Origin of the sequence: Paenarthrobacter sp. AT5, assembly GCF_032764245.1 — a bacterium.
Lineage (GTDB): Bacteria > Actinomycetota > Actinomycetes > Actinomycetales > Micrococcaceae > Arthrobacter > Arthrobacter ureafaciens.
Genome location: NZ_CP136441.1, coordinates 4342448 through 4357132 on the forward strand (window position 1 = coordinate 4342448; position 14685 = coordinate 4357132).

The window sequence follows — 14685 nt, forward strand, 5'->3', positions numbered from 1 at the left end:
GGCGGTCATCCGGTGGCAATGGCCAGGACCCGACGGAGCGCCCACGCGACCCTGAGCAACGCCAGCGCGGAAGCGAAGGCAAAGACGAAAACCACGGCTTCCGGGATCCAGAGCCCCCTCGATTCGTCACCTTCGAGGACCACAGTGATAAGGGAAGCGATCAGGAGCAGTCCGAGCCCGGGGATCGCGAACAGGAACACCTCACCGATTTGGCGTCGGTGCGTGGGGGTGAGCTTCTCCAACGGCAGTTCACGTTGGCCGGGCGCTGATTTCTTCCCGAGGACGTTGATCAGCATGGAGACGCTGGTTAGCGTGAGGCCGGCTGTGGCACCGGCCATCGTCGCTAGGGTCTGGAACAGCGTCCGGCGGGCACCGGGTCCGACGCCCTCCAGGATCAGAGGCTGCCGGAACAGCAAAGCAGCAGCCATCCACAGGAGCACCAATATCAAGGCCCAGAGGTAGTCAGCCCTCGGATGGAGGAGGAACCACCGCCACAGGGTTCGACGCCTTCCGCGCCGCTCCACATCAACCTCGTACAAGCTCATGCCCGGCACCCCCTTCCCGGGAATCCGCCGTGACGCTTGGCGTCGACACACCAGCACTGGCGGCTTCTTTCGCAGCCATGGCCTCGCGCACCGCAGCCATCCCACCTGCGATCAGGTCCGGCACCAGGGCAGTGTCAGGCGAGCCCTGGACCTCGGGCAAAGTCCGTGCGAAGAATTCCTCGTTGTCCCGCGCTTGCTTGTTAAGTATGGAAACCGCCTGGGCAACGGATTTGGCGGGATCATTGAAGGCATCCGCATCCACCTCAACGTGCGAGATGAACCGTTCCTTGAGCAGATCGACAACCTCACGATCGCCCGACAGTGAATCTTTGCCCTCGGCCACCACGTAATCGAAATGTTCCACGGATCCCGCGTGCCGGAACTGCTCGATCAATTGATGGATCCGTTCGCGGATGCGCTGTTTGTCTGCGGCCTTGCCGGACCGGCCGACGCTCAGCGAGATCCGGAACGTGCCCTCGGTCATCAGCCTCGACGCGCTGTCCAGGACATCGGCCCACTCGCCTTCCATGAGCTTTCCGGATAAACGCTCGGCCGGCAGCGCGAACTCAAAACGGCTTACTTCCAGCCGGCTGAGAATCTCCTCGACGTCCTCGCGCACCACCGGAACCAGACCGGGATCCAAGCCCAGCATCCCTTCCAGGTACTCCCCCATCCGCGAAGCGCGGGGGCCGTTGCCGCTCGTCAGCACGGCCACGACGTTTCGCTTCAAGAAAGCGAAATAGGTGGTTTCCAGGAGGTGGTCCCCCGGGGCCAACGGCAACGGCTTGCGGCGGCCCGATGGATCCCCGACGCTGGGCAGGTTGGTGTCCCGCACCCGGTCAAGCAGCAGGACCGGATGCGGCGTAAAGGCGACAGCCTGGGCTACCAGGACGGTTCCATCCGGGGACACGTAGTGCCGGTCCGTGCCCGCGTGACGAGCCTGCTGAAGCACTTCAGCCAGCCGGCGCGCCGGAAACGGACGGCTGAGGTCATCGCCGTTCACCTGCGCAATGCGCCAAAACTGGACGCTTCGCCTCGCCATCCATCCTCCTGGTTGCCCGCTATCCGAGCCCGGTTACCGGCTCCTTCTCTTGTTCCAAGCTATTGGTGGGGTCTGACATTAAAGGCGCGTGCCGCCGTCGTTCGCTTGCACTGGCGACGCCCGCATCAGGGCACGTACTTCGGGCCCGCCGCGAACAGCGCGTCCATTTCGTCATGGCTGCGGGTGCCCGCCAGGCAGGACCAGTTGCCGTCGCCCAGAACTTCTGTGGCGACGCGGGCCACCTTGGCATAAGCGGCCTTCGCTGTGTTGCCGCCTATGCTCACGCGCCGTACGCCGGCGTCGTGCAATTCCATGGGCGAAGGCGCGCCGAGCCCGCCCAACGCGTTCAGCGGCGCGGCAATACCTGCGGAAAGCTGGTGCAAAGTGTGGAGATCCAGCACGCCGGGGACGAAGATGCCGTCGGCGCCCGCCTGCAGGTATGACGCCGCGCGTGCGAGCGTCTCCTCGTAAGCGGCATCGGGATAGGCCCCGGACAAGTACGTATCAGTGCGCGCGTTGATGTAGAGCGGGATCCCGCGTTCATCCGCCGCGGCCCGGATCAGGGCGATGCGGCGGGATTGTTCCGCTATATCCGCGAGCGGTTCGGTTCCGGAGTCCTCGATGTTGATTCCGACGGCGCCGGCGTCCAGTACCGCGTTGATGGTGGCGCGGAGTTCGTCGTCAGAACGTCCGTAGCCCGTTTCGATGTCCGCGGTGACCGGCAGGCTTGTCGCCGCCACGACGCGCCCCAGGACCGCCATCGCCAGGCCCCACGGCACGTGGTCGCCGTCCCGGTAGCCCAGACTCCAGGAGATGGCGGAGCTTGAGGTGGCGATCGCCGTCGCACCCGCTTCCTGCACCACCTTGGCCGAGGCTGCGTCCCAGACGTTCACCAAAATCAGCGGCGCGGGACCCGCCTGGTGAAGTTTATGGAACTGCTCGGCCTTGGTCACGGATGCTTGGTGCGAAGTCATGAGTACATTCCAGCCGTTCGGGTTGACTCCGTAAAGCCCCGGCCAGCCGATTGGTTGAAAACAAACGTTGCACTATTGACAACCTTCGGGAGTATCCTGTCAGTGTGACCCACGAAACATTGAATGCCGACACCACTCTTCCCGCCGAAGCAATCGATGCCATTGAACGGGCAGCCACTGCGGCCCATCCGCACGAGGGACTGTTTTCAGCCCGCGCAGCCAACATCAAGCAGTCAGCGGTTCGCGACGTCTTCGACATCTCCATGCAGCCCGGATTGGTCTCCCTCGCCGGCGGCAACCCGTACCTGCAATCGCTTCCGCTGGAAAAGCTGGGACAGACGGCGGCCCGGATCATTTCCGAGGAAGGAATGACCGCACTGCAATACGGCGGCGGGCAAGGCACCGAAGAGCTCCGCCAACAAATCTGCGAAGTCATGGCCGCAGAGGGCATCAACGATGCCCGGCCGGAAAACGTGGTGGTCACCGCCGGTTCACAGTCTGCGCAGGACGTCGCCACCAAAGTGTTCTGCAATCCCGGCGATGTGGTGCTCGTTGAGAATCCGACGTACGTCGGCGCGCTGAACACGTTCGAGGCTTACCAGGTGCAGGTGGAACCGATCGAAATGGACGACGACGGCCTGGTCCCCGAGGTGCTCGAGGCCAGGATCGCTTCGCTTCAGGCTGAGGGCAAGAGCATCAAGTTCCTCTACACCATCCCCAACTTCAACAACCCCTCAGGCATTACGCTGGCCGCAGAGCGGCGCCAGCGGATCGTCGAAATATGCCGCGCGGCGAATATATTGGTTCTCGAGGACAACCCCTATGGCCTGCTCCGCTTTGACGGCCACCCCATCGCACCCATGCGGGCGGCGAACCCGGATGACGTGATCTACCTGGGCTCCTTCTCCAAGATCTTTGCCCCCGGCTTGCGCATCGGCTGGGCCTTGGTCCCCGCCCACCTGCAGCGACGCTTCTACTTGGCTTCCGAGGCCGTCACCCTTTGCCCGCCGCCCCTCAACCAGATGCTCGTTTCCTCCTACATCCGCGAGTTCGACTGGCGCGGCCAGATCGAAACCTACCGGGCGTTGTACGCGGAGCGCTGCCGGGCCCTGCTTTCTGCTTTGGACGAGCACATGCCCGAAGGCCTTACCTGGACCAGGCCTGACGGTGGCTTCTTCGTTTGGGTGACCCTGCCGGAGGGTGTGGACACTTATCCCCTCCTCGGAAAAGCCATCGACGCCGGTGTTGTCTTCATCCCCGGCGCGGCCTTTTCACCCGCGGACGGCCCGTCCAACAAGTTGCGCCTGGCCTTCAGTGCCGTGCCCCCGGATACGATTGCCGAAGGCGTACGCCGTCTGGCACCTGTGCTTGCAGAGGCCATCCAAGCCAGCAATGAAGGAGCAGCGCTATGACCGGAGTAGTCATTGTAGGAGTTGACGGCAGCGAGACCGCCTTGAGGGCGGCGAAAGCGGCCCAGCAGCTGGCCATCGGGCTCGGCGCCAACCTGCGCGTCGTCAGCGCCTTTGACACCAACCGGACCGAGGTTGTGGAAATCGGAACCGATCGATGGATCGTCTCCGACGCCGCCGAAGCCGAGGCAGTAGCCCGGGCCGTGGCCGAGCAACTTGCCGACGACCGGCTGGAAGTAACCTACTCCTCTGCCCGCGGTAAGCCGGGGGAGGCCTTGGTCAAAGAAGCCGAGATCCACGATGCGCGGCTCATTGTGGTGGGCAACCGACGCATGCAGGGCATCGGAAGGGTCCTGGGCAGCGTGGCAAACACGGTGGCGCACACGGCACCGTGTGACGTCTACATCGCCAAGACAGACGCACCGTAAAGCGAGCAGGATCACGCCGCCGGGTGGGCAGTCTCACCCGGCTTTTGGCGTCTTTTGAGGCCGGCGAAAGTTGCAACCGTTATAAAATCGAGATGCCCCCAATGATGTGAGCCACCACTATTCTTTCGATTCCAGGGGATATTCTTGCTTACTTTGCAGCCTCGTCAGCGCGTTGGACACGACATCCTGCTGGCCCGCCACGGCAACAACATCAGCACCATGCATTTCGACCGCAGCAATGACCGCATCATTGCCCTGCTGGACGACGGCTCCTGGGACAGCGCCCCCAACATGATCGCCCCGCAGCTGGACATGCCCGAGACCATCGGCAGCGTCTTCCGCAATGACTGGCGCTTTCTGTCCGTGGCCTGCATCGCCATGCTCACCATCGCGGCCGCTGCCATGGGCGTGAGTATTGAGCTCTCCAACCACATGTCCTCTTCGGACCTTCAAGCATTGCTGGTCAACTACCCGGCGTTCTAAAACCGCAGCACAGACCGTAAAGAGGGCCGGAGGCTTCCCGGGTCCGCTACGCTCCGGAGTATGCCTTCTTCCTGGACTGTCCTGATTGCTGTGCACGCAGTGGCCGCCAGCTATGCACTCATATTTGGAGCCGTCAATCTGCTGCGTCGAACCAAAGGCGGCAGTCTCCATAGGATTGTGGGGCGAATCTGGGTTGTTGCCATGTACATCGTGGTGTTGACCTCATTCGGAATCCGAACCATAGACGGCGGATTCAACTGGCTCCATGCACTCTCAGCTCTGACGTTTGGCACTCTGACCGCAGGGTTGTGGGCTGTAAGAACAGGGAATATTCGGGCCCACCGCAGCTTCATGACGGGTAGCTACTTCGGTCTGATCGGCGCGTTCGTAGGCGTGCTGGCTGTGCCCTCGCGCCGAATCCCCCAGCTTGCCATCCATGAGCTTCCTCTGCTGGGATTGCTGATCCTGGTTCTGCTCGGCACAGCAGCCATGACGGTGCTGGGGCTCGCCCGGCTTCGCAAAGCGCAAAGGCCTCTCGGCGCCGGGTAATCGGGCGCGGGTTCACTAGGGTGGAGGAAAGCCCTCAGGGAGGAACCCGCATGGAAGCTGCTGCCGCCGATCGGCACTATGACCTGGTCATCATCGGCACCGGGTCCGGGAACTCCATCCCGGGTCCGGAGTTCGAAGACCTGTCGATTGCGATCATCGAAGAAGCTTCATTCGGCGGCACCTGCCTCAATGCCGGCTGCATCCCGTCCAAAATGTACGTTCACGTTGCAGACACGGCCCTGGAAATTGCTGAGTCCGGGCGGTTGGGCGTCCTGGCTACGGTCAACTCAGTCGACTGGCCGGGCATCGTAAGCCGTATCTTCCAGACCCGCATCGATCCCATCGCCGCCGCTGGTGAGGAATATCGCCGCGGCCCCAGGACGCCAAACATCGACGTCTATGACCAACACGCCGTCTTCATTGGAGAGCGCACACTGCGCACAGGCCAAGGAACACACGGGAAAACCATCTCCGGTGACCGGATCGTCGTCGCCGCCGGCTCCCGGCCCTCAGTCCCGGAAGTCATCGCCGCCTCGGGCGTGCGCTACCACACCAGCGAAGACATCATGCGGCTGCCCGCACAGCCCAGGTCCGTGGTGATCATCGGCGGGGGTTCCATCGCCATGGAGTTCGCCCACGTCTTCGATGCCCTGGGCACCGACGTCACGATCATCGCCCGCTCGACGCTCCTGCGCCACCTCGACCAGGACCTCCACGACCGTTTCAACTCCTTGGCCGCAGAACGCTTCGACGTCAGGGCGGGGAGAACCACCGTGGGCGTCGAAGAGACAGACCACGGCGTAAAGGTCCGGCTCGACGACGGCTCGACCGCCACCGGGGAGGTACTGCTGGTAGCCACTGGACGGATCCCCAACGGGGACCGGCTGGACCTGTCTTTCGGCGGGATCGAGATGACAGAAGACGGACGCATCAAGGTGGACGAATACGGCCGCTCGACGTCGGCGCCAGGCGTCTGGGCCCTCGGCGACGTTTCGTCCCCCTACATGCTCAAACACGTAGCCAACGCCGAAATGCGCTCAGTCCGGCACAACCTGCTGAACCCCGGAAACCTGAGGAAGCTGCCGCACGACCACGTCCCCGCCGCCACGTTCACCCATCCCCAGATCGCCACCGTCGGCATGACCGAGGACCAGGCCCGCGAACACGGGCACAACGTGACAACCAAAGTCCAGCACTACGGGGACGTCGCCTACGGGTGGGCACTGGAAGACACCACCGGGATCTGCAAACTCATCGCGGACCGCAGCACCGGAAAACTCCTCGGCGCGCACTACATGGGCCCGCAAGCTTCCACCTTGATCCAACAGATGATCACAGTGCTCAGCTTCGACCTCGACGTGCGCGACTTCGCCTCCAAGCAATACTGGATCCACCCTGCGCTGCCCGAAGTCACCGAAAACGCCCTGCTCGGCCTCGAGTTCGACTAACCGGAATATTTTCGTGCCGGGCAAGCCCGGGACGTAGACTGCGACTATGCAGCTTTCAGGTCTTGCCCCAGATAATCTTGTCCGCCTGGATGCACCCCTACAGGATGGTGTGAAGCTGTGAGCGGGGGTCTGATTGCGCTGCTGGATGACGTCGCTGCACTGGCCCGCTTAGCCGCCGCCTCTGTAGATGATGTCGCCGCCGGCGCCGCGAAGGCCGGGGCGAAGGCCGCCGGCGTCGTCATTGACGATGCGGCCGTGACACCGCAGTACGTGTCCGGGGTGGACCCGTCCCGGGAACTGCCCATGATCCGCAGGATCTTCTGGGGGTCGCTGCGAAACAAACTGCTGATCATCCTGCCGGCCCTGCTGCTGATCAGCGCCTTCATACCGGGAATCATTCCTGTGATCCTCCTGCTCGGCGGCACCTACCTCTGCTACGAGGGCGCCGAGAAGGTCTGGCACAAGGTGCGGGGACATGCCGAAGCCGCCGACGCTCCGGCCCCGGACCGCGGGCCGGAAGCCGAGGCCAAAGTCACCCGTGGCGCCATCACCACCGACTTCATCCTTTCCTGCGAAATCATGGTCATCGCCCTGAACGAGGTCGCCGTCGAATCCCTCTGGGTTCGCGCCTTTATTTTGGTCGTCGTGGCCATCATCATCACCGTGGCCGTGTACGGGGCAGTGGCCCTCATCGTCAAAATGGACGACATCGGCCTCCACTTGACCAAGAGAGATGCCCCGGCCACCCAGCGAACCGGGCACCTGCTGGTCGCCGCAATGCCGAAAGTCCTCACCGTGATCACGGTGGTCGGAACGATCGCCATGCTCTGGGTTGGCGGACATATCTTGCTGCAAGCCAGCTACGACCTCGGCTGGCACCTGCCCTATGACCTGGTCCATAAACTCGAATCGCCCGTGGCTGAAATCCCCGCGATAGGCGGCGCCCTTGCGTGGCTGATCAATACTCTGTGTTCGGCGATCCTGGGCATCCTCTGGGGTTCCGGCGTCATGGTCCTGGTGCAGGCCGTCCGGCGTGTATTGCCGTTCGGAAAGAAGAAAAGCACTTCCCACTAAGGACGGAAGCCGTAAGATCAGGCTGTGGCGGCACCTGTGGATGTTCTCGGCCCGATCCTGGAAATGATGACCTGGGTGGGCTTCGTTCCCGGCGTGCCCCTTCTCATCGCGGCGTGGATCATTGCCAAACGCCGGTGCCAGTGGGACTCGGTGGAAGCGACGACGTTCAGCGCCGGAGGATTCACCGGACTCCGCTGGAACCGCCCGGATGGGAGCGAACGGCAGGTGCTTCTTGAAGCCGTCCTGCCTGTGGACGGGCGGAACCCTGTCCAGGTTCACTACGACACCTGCCATCCGACCCGCTGGTCCCTGACCCCTCCCCGGCCCGACCGGACCGTCCTGCTCCTGGGGCTGGTTCTCACTGCCGTTGGTTTGTTGAGCACGATTGGCGGCTTTGTGCTGCTGTTCTTCTAGATTTCGGAGAGCCTGCCGACGCCCGCTCGCATGTGGGGTGGTCGACCGGTACCGGCGAGTCGCATAATCGGTCCATGGGTGAGCGGCTGACCGTGGAACTGGAGGATATCGGGAGTACGTCCTGGTGGGCCGGGATCCTGACGGTCCTGACATCGCAGTACGGCAGCAGACTCCTCCGCTTTGTGGCCCGGTCCAATGGACGCTCCCTTTATACAAGCGACACGTTCACCTCACCGCGCTCCTACCGGGATGGTCCGCCGGAGGAGACATACTCGCCCGGCATGCGACAAGCCCTGGACCGGCTCCTCGAAGACCTCGCAAGGGACGGCTGGGAGCAAACAGGCAAAGGAGAGCATCCGTGGTCTCTTGTCTTCGAGCGGGGCCAAAGGCAGGGCCTGTGACGAAGGCTGGTGACGCACCCGTGGGCTTCCTCCCGCGGTGGATCATCATGGTGGCGGCAGGGGAAGCACTCGGATTCCTGATTCCAGCGAGCATGGGCGCTTGGCTGGGGTTGACCGGAGCCCCGGACACCGTGGTCTACCCGGCCATGATCGCCGCCGGCGCCTGTGAGGGTGCCTTGCTGGGGTACGGGCAGTGGCTGGGCTTCGGCCGCGGGGTGGTTTCGCGGGTTCCTTGGATCGTGGCCACCTCTGCCGGCGCCGCTGTTGCGTGGTCCCTTGGCATGCTCCCGGGCATCCAAGGGGGCTTGGACATCTCCTCACCGCCAACTCTCGCTCTGGTCACCGGTGGTGCGATGCTGTTGCTGGTGACAATTCCATCGCTGCAGTGGCTGGTTCTGCGCCGCGGCGGATCGCAAACCTTGCGCTGGATCCCGGTGAACGCCGGCGCCTGGGCAGCAGGCCTCCTCTGGACAATCGCACCATCGCCGATCGTGGATGAGCGTACGCCCGCCCCGCTCATGATCTCTGTGTACGCAGTGGCCGGGCTCCTCATGGCGGTCACCGTCGCAGCACTCACCGGACCAACGGCACGACGAATCGCGACAGGCCTGGCGCGGTAGAGATGTGCCGCCTATCGAGGGCAATGGACACGCGCGCGGCGCCGACCTCGCTTAAACAAAGCCGGCTGCACCGTTGCCTATGGCAAGTGTGCAGCCGGTTTGCATTCAAGGTCCTGCTTAGTCGAGCAGCAGCGCCGGTTCTTCCAGGATCGCTGCGACGTCAGCCATGAAGCGGGCCGACAAATCGCCGTCCACAACGCGGTGGTCGAACGAACCGCCCAGAGTGGTGATCCAGCGGGGGATCACCTCACCGTCCAGTACCCACGGCTTCTGCTTGATGGTTCCGAAAGCAATGATGGCAACCTCGCCCGGGTTGATGATCGGGGTTCCCGTATCAATACCCAGCGCTCCGATGTTGGTGATGGTCAGGCTTCCGCCCTGCATTTCCGCTGGCTGGGTCTTGCCGGCACGTGCTTTGGTGGCCAGTTCGTTGAGCGCCAAGGCCAGTTCCTTGAGGGAGAGGTCCTGGGCGTCCTTGATGTTGGGCACCATGAGACCACGCGGGGTCGCTGCAGCGATGCCCAGGTTCATGAAGTGCTTGATCTGGATCTCGGCGCCGCCCTTGCCGTCAGCGTCGTCAACCCATGCCGCGTTCACGCTCGGGTTCCGGGCCGCTGCCCAGATGACGGCCTTGGCCAGGATGAGCAGCGGTGAAACCTTGATGCCCTCGAAGTCGCGGGAGGCCTTGAGCCGCTTCACGAACTCCATGGTCCGGCTGGCGTCGACATCCACAAAAATGCTCACATGCGGGGCAGAGAACGCTGAGTCCACCATCGCTTTGGCGGTTGCCTTGCGTACGCCCTTGACGGGTACGCGTTCGATTCTCTGCTCCTGCGGCTTCTTCGAGGCGCCCCAGAACGAATCGGCACCATCCAGCTCGGCATCGCGCTGTGCCTGGTAGCTGACCAAATCCTCCCTGGTCACTTCCCCGCGCTGGCCGGTGGCCACGACGTCGGCAAGGTCGATCCCCAGATCACGGGCGAATTTACGGACCGGCGGCTTCGCCAAGACCCTGTTCACCAGCCCCGTGATGGTTCCGCCGATCACGGCACCGCGCGAGGCCGCCGTTGGGGTTGTTCCCTGAACCGGAGCCGCTTGCTGGGAGGCCGGAGCAGCGGAAGGCACGACGGCGGGGGCCGGGTGCGGCCGCTGCGGCACCGACGGTACGGCTGCTTGGGCGGCGAGGGCAGTCTGGTGGTCCTGGACGGTTCCTTCCGGGCTCTCCGCGACGGGAACAGCCGCCGTTACCGAACGCTTGCGGGGACGGCGCTTGACGGCGTCCGCCTTCGGTCCGGAGCCAACCAAGGGGCCGCCTGCCGGTGCATCACCGCTGTCCGCCGGAAGCTTCCCGTACATGGGTCCGGCGTCCTGTACCGCGGACTGACCTGCGGATGGCTGGCTCTGGTTTGTTGAAGAGGCCGTTTCCCCACCCGCAGCAGGGGCTTGGGGCTGGGGAACTGCTTCGCCGGATTGGCCCTCGGAGACGGCCACGATGGGGGTCCCAACCTCCACGGTGATCCCTTCTTCCACCAAGAGCTCGGTGACCGTGCCGGCGTATGGAGAAGGCAGCTCAACGAGGGACTTGGCCGTCTCGATCTCGCAAAGGACATCGTTGATTGCCACAGTGTCGCCCGGCTTAACCTTCCACGCCACGACCTCGGCCTCGGTGAGGCCCTCGCCAACGTCCGGCAGGTTGAATTTCTTTACAGTCACAGTGGTCCTCGGTTTCCGTGCGCCCTCAGGAGGGGCTGGATCAGTGCAGGGTTAGTAGGCCAGGGAGCGGTCGAGCGCTTCGAGGATCTTGTCGATGTCCGGCAAGTAGTCCTCCTCAACCTTCGCCACCGGGTAGGGCATGTGGAATCCGCCCACGCGAATCACCGGGGCCTCCAGGTGCAGGAACGCCCGCTCGCTGATGCGGGCAGCGATCTCCCCGCCAATGCCGCCGAACGTCGGCGCTTCATGGGCCACGATGAGCCGGCCGGTCTTCTTGACGGAAGCCTCCACCGTGTCAAAGTCCACCGGGGAAATCGAACGCAGGTCCACTACCTCGATGCTTCGGCCATCCTCGGCTGCGGCGTTGGCGGCAGCCAGGGCAACGGGAACCAAGGGCCCGTACGCAACAATCGTGGCGTCCGTTCCCTCCCGGACTACGTGCGCCTTGAAGGGATCCTCCGACAGTCCGGCATCCTCCACATCAACGTCACCCTTGAGCCAGTAGCGGCGCTTCGGCTCGAAGAAAATCACCGGGTCCTGGCATTGGATCGCCTTCTGGATCATCCAGTAGGCGTCGTGCGGGTTGGACGGGGTAATGATGCGCAGGCCTGCAGTGTGCGCAAACAACGCTTCCGGAGACTCGGAGTGGTGCTCAATCGACCCGATTCCTCCGCCGTACGGGATCCGGATAACCACGGGCACCCTCAGCTTTCCCAAGCTGCGGGAATGGATCTTGGCCAACTGCGTGGTGATCTGGTTGAAGGCCGGGAAGACAAAGCCATCGAACTGGATCTCACACACTGGTGAGTAGCCGCGGAGTGCAAGTCCAATAGCTGTGCCCACGATTCCGGACTCGGCAAGCGGGCTGTCCACCACACGGTCCTCGCCGAATTCCTTGATGAGGCCGTCGGTAACCCGGTAGACGCCGCCCAGGTGTCCGATGTCCTCTCCCATGAGCAAGGACTTCGGATTGCTCTTCAGCGATGCGCGGAGGCCTTCGTTGATGGCCTTGGCGATGGTCATTGTTGCCATCAGTTGGATGCCTCCTCTTCGCTTTCAAACCCTGCCGAATACTCTTCGAACCACGCCAGTTCCTCCGCGATCAGCGGGTGCTGCTCTGCGTAGACGTTGGCGAAGGCGTCACGGATATCCGGAACCTCGAGGCCGTGGGTGGTGCTGCGGACGTACTTGGCAAGTTCGTCGCCGTCGGCTTTGACCTGTTCGAAGAAGGCGTCATCCGCGAGCCCTTCCGCGCGGAGGTACTTCTCCAGCCGCTCCAGCGGGTCCTTCTCCCGCCAGGCTGCTTCCTCGGCGGATTCCCGGTATTTGGTGGGATCGTCAGCGGTGGTGTGAGCGCCGACCCGATAGGTGTAGGCCTCGATCAGCACGGGGCCCCGGCCCTCTCTTGCATGTTCCAGCGCCCATTCAGTAACAGCGTGGACCGCAATCACGTCATTGCCGTCAACGCGTATGCCCGGGAAGCCGTATCCCTTGGCCCGGTTGGCGAGGGGAACTTTGGTCTGCACTTCAGTGGGCACCGAGATGGCCCAGTGGTTGTTTTGGCAGAAGAACACCACCGGGGCGTTATAGGAGGCTGCAAAAACCATGGATTCGTGGACGTCGCCCTCGGAGCTGGCGCCGTCACCGAAGTAGGCGATGACTGCCGCTTTGGGGTCAGACGAATCGTGCGCTGCCTTCTGGTCCCGCTGGATGCCCATGGCGTAGCCAACGGCATGCAGGGTCTGGGCGGCGAGAACCAAGGTGTAGAGATGGAAGTTGTTTTCGCGGGGATCCCAACCTCCATTGGAGACACCGCGGAACTGCCTGAGCAGCTCGGAGAGATCGACATTCCGGACCAGCGCGACACCGTGTTCGCGGTACGTGGGAAAAATGTAGTCCTGCGGCTGGCTCGCATGGCCCGAGCCGATCTGGGCAGCTTCCTGGCCCGTGAGCGGAACCCACAAAGCCAATTCACCTTGCCTTTGGAGGGCGGTGGCTTCCTGGTCGAAGCGACGGATCCGTGCCATGTCTGTGTAGAAGACGCGAAGCTTTTCCGGATCTATCCGCTTGGCGTAGTCCGAGAAGATGGAATCGGTGCCGAGCTGTCCGTCCGGGCCCAACAGCTGGACCATGTCTACAGCTTCTTCCGGCGCGACTGCCGCCGACGCCGCCGCCAGAGTCTGGTCAGCCCCGGAGGGCAGTTGTGTCGAGCCCATACAGTCTCCTTGCTAGCCCCCGCCGTTCGCAGTGGCAATTCTGTCGCTGGGATATATGCCCATTCAGGAATGCATTCCTGAATGGGCATATATTTTGGCTTTCGGTCCTTACTTTATAGGCAGTAGGTAGCGGTGGGACATTCGTTAACCGCTAGGAACCCTCCGGCGCCTTTGTATAACCTGCACAGAGCTGGAGGAATCTGCTGTTCGCTTCAACCTCGCCAATGCTTACCCGGACCCCCTCATCTCCGAAGGCGCGCACGGACAACGCCTGTTCCGCAGCCAACGCCGCAAACTCGCCACTGTTCGAGCCCAGGTTCAGCCACACGAAGTTCCCTTGGGCATCCGGAACGAACCATCCGAGCTCCCTGAGCCCGTTGACAACGCGTTCACGTTCATCGACGAGGCTTTGTACCCTTTCCACAACCTGGTCGAAATTCTCCAAGGATGTGACCGCAGCGCGTTCCGCAATTTGCGAGACAGCAAAGGGAGTCGCCGTGACGCGCAGGTGTTGCGTCAGCAGCGGACCGGAAACGCTGTACCCGACGCGCAGACCGGCCAAACCGTGAGCCTTGGAGAACGTCCTCAGCACCACCACATTCGGGTATTTTCGGTAAAGCTTGATGCCGTCGACAGCTTCGGGGTCCCTGACGAACTCCTGATACGCCTCGTCGATGACCACCACGACGTTTGGCGGGACGGACTTGATGAATTGTTCCGTTTCCTCGGCGGTGAGGATCGGTCCCGTGGGATTGTTCGGCGTGCAGAGCAGAATGACTTTCGTGCGGACAGTAACAGCAGCAGCCATTGTCTCCAGGTCATGCCGCCCGTCCTTCAACAAAGGGATCTGGACGCTGGCCGCTCCCGCGAGGCCAACACAGATGGGGTAGGCCTCAAAGGAGCGCCACGCGTAGATCACTTCATCAGGCTTGCCATCGTCGTTTTGACCGGCGAAGGTGGCGAGGATCTGGTTGAGGGCGCCAAGACTGCCTGCCCCTGTGACGACGTCGTCAGCGGGTATGTCGAGGAACTTCGCCAGCGCATTGCGCAGCTTGGTGGCCAGCGGATCCGGGTAGCGGTTGATGTCCGACTGGTCCGCGATTGCCTGCAACACTGCAGGAATTGGGGGCAGCGGGTTTTCATTGGACGACAATTTGTAGCTGGTGAGGCCCTCAATCGCGGCAGGAGGTTTACCCGCCGCGTATTTGGGAAGCCTGCCCACGACCGGTCGAGGGAGTACGCCCTCCGGTACGTTGTCAGAATTAGTCATGGCTTCAAGCCTACTTGCAGGTCATCGACGGTGAAGCGCGATAAGCATTGGTTATTTATTGCCCGCAGCAGTGTCAACACAACGCGGTATGGAAGCATT

At 62.9% G+C, this 14685-nt stretch carries 16 protein-coding genes; 9 read left to right on the forward strand and 7 right to left on the reverse strand.

What is annotated here, in order from left to right:
• Positions 1 to 5 precede the first annotated feature (5 nt).
• From RI444_RS20190 to RI444_RS20200, 3 genes are all read right to left on the reverse strand, one after another.
• Positions 6 to 545, reverse strand: coding sequence for a hypothetical protein (locus RI444_RS20190; RefSeq protein ID WP_062098427.1), 540 nt, complete (start codon positions 543 to 545; stop codon positions 6 to 8).
• Positions 526 to 1587, reverse strand: coding sequence for a hypothetical protein (locus tag RI444_RS20195; protein WP_242703192.1), 1062 nt, complete (start codon positions 1585 to 1587; stop codon positions 526 to 528). Before RI444_RS20195 ends, RI444_RS20190 begins: the two co-directional genes overlap by 20 nt.
• A gap of 125 nt (positions 1588 to 1712) precedes the next feature.
• A complete protein-coding gene (locus RI444_RS20200) occupies positions 1713 to 2561 on the reverse strand; it encodes an isocitrate lyase/phosphoenolpyruvate mutase family protein (RefSeq protein WP_021473003.1) in 849 nt (282 codons plus the stop codon).
• A 104-nt stretch (positions 2562 to 2665) separates the two neighbouring features.
• Between RI444_RS20200 and RI444_RS20205 the strand changes: the two genes are divergently transcribed.
• The 9 genes from RI444_RS20205 to RI444_RS20245 all read left to right on the forward strand — a co-directional run bounded on the left by RI444_RS20205 (position 2666) and on the right by RI444_RS20245 (position 9387).
• Complete coding sequence (locus tag RI444_RS20205; protein WP_062098433.1) at positions 2666 to 3973, forward strand: PLP-dependent aminotransferase family protein; 1308 nt, start codon at positions 2666 to 2668, stop codon at positions 3971 to 3973.
• Complete coding sequence (locus RI444_RS20210) at positions 3970 to 4398, forward strand: universal stress protein (RefSeq protein ID WP_021473001.1); 429 nt, start codon at positions 3970 to 3972, stop codon at positions 4396 to 4398. Before RI444_RS20205 ends, RI444_RS20210 begins: the two co-directional genes overlap by 4 nt.
• A 144-nt stretch (positions 4399 to 4542) precedes the next feature.
• A complete protein-coding gene (locus RI444_RS20215) occupies positions 4543 to 4881 on the forward strand; it encodes a hypothetical protein (RefSeq protein ID WP_021473000.1) in 339 nt (112 codons plus the stop codon).
• A gap of 60 nt (positions 4882 to 4941) precedes the next feature.
• Complete coding sequence (locus RI444_RS20220) at positions 4942 to 5430, forward strand: DUF2306 domain-containing protein (RefSeq protein WP_062098435.1); 489 nt, start codon at positions 4942 to 4944, stop codon at positions 5428 to 5430.
• Between the two features lie 50 nt (positions 5431 to 5480).
• Positions 5481 to 6878 carry a mycothione reductase gene (gene mtr / locus RI444_RS20225; RefSeq protein WP_021472999.1) on the forward strand — a complete coding sequence of 466 codons (1398 nt, stop codon included), beginning with the start codon at positions 5481 to 5483 and terminating at the stop codon, positions 6876 to 6878.
• A gap of 117 nt (positions 6879 to 6995) precedes the next feature.
• Positions 6996 to 7952, forward strand: coding sequence for a DUF808 domain-containing protein (locus RI444_RS20230; RefSeq protein ID WP_166185979.1), 957 nt, complete (start codon positions 6996 to 6998; stop codon positions 7950 to 7952).
• 24 nt (positions 7953 to 7976) lie between these two features.
• A complete protein-coding gene (locus RI444_RS20235) occupies positions 7977 to 8366 on the forward strand; it encodes a hypothetical protein (RefSeq protein ID WP_179012712.1) in 390 nt (129 codons plus the stop codon).
• A gap of 74 nt (positions 8367 to 8440) precedes the next feature.
• Entirely contained in the window at positions 8441 to 8767 is a 327-nt protein-coding gene (locus RI444_RS20240) for a hypothetical protein (RefSeq protein WP_021472996.1), read from the forward strand.
• Entirely contained in the window at positions 8764 to 9387 is a 624-nt protein-coding gene (locus RI444_RS20245; protein ID WP_207605403.1) for a hypothetical protein, read from the forward strand. The genes RI444_RS20240 and RI444_RS20245 overlap by 4 nt, the downstream gene beginning before the upstream one ends.
• Before the next feature lie 117 nt (positions 9388 to 9504).
• On the opposite strand, the gene RI444_RS20250 is transcribed toward RI444_RS20245, so the two are convergent.
• The 4 genes from RI444_RS20250 to RI444_RS20265 all read right to left on the reverse strand — a co-directional run bounded on the left by RI444_RS20250 (position 9505) and on the right by RI444_RS20265 (position 14586).
• On the reverse strand, positions 9505 to 11100 hold the full coding sequence (locus RI444_RS20250) for a dihydrolipoamide acetyltransferase family protein (protein ID WP_207605402.1): 1596 nt from the start codon (positions 11098 to 11100) through the stop codon (positions 9505 to 9507).
• Between the two features lie 51 nt (positions 11101 to 11151).
• A complete protein-coding gene (locus tag RI444_RS20255) occupies positions 11152 to 12132 on the reverse strand; it encodes an alpha-ketoacid dehydrogenase subunit beta (protein ID WP_021472993.1) in 981 nt (326 codons plus the stop codon).
• A complete protein-coding gene (pdhA, locus tag RI444_RS20260) occupies positions 12132 to 13316 on the reverse strand; it encodes a pyruvate dehydrogenase (acetyl-transferring) E1 component subunit alpha (protein ID WP_062098446.1) in 1185 nt (394 codons plus the stop codon). Before pdhA ends, RI444_RS20255 begins: the two co-directional genes overlap by 1 nt.
• Positions 13317 to 13467: 151 nt before the next feature.
• Positions 13468 to 14586 carry a histidinol-phosphate transaminase gene (locus RI444_RS20265; protein WP_062098448.1) on the reverse strand — a complete coding sequence of 373 codons (1119 nt, stop codon included), beginning with the start codon at positions 14584 to 14586 and terminating at the stop codon, positions 13468 to 13470.
• Positions 14587 to 14685: the final 99 nt, after the last annotated feature.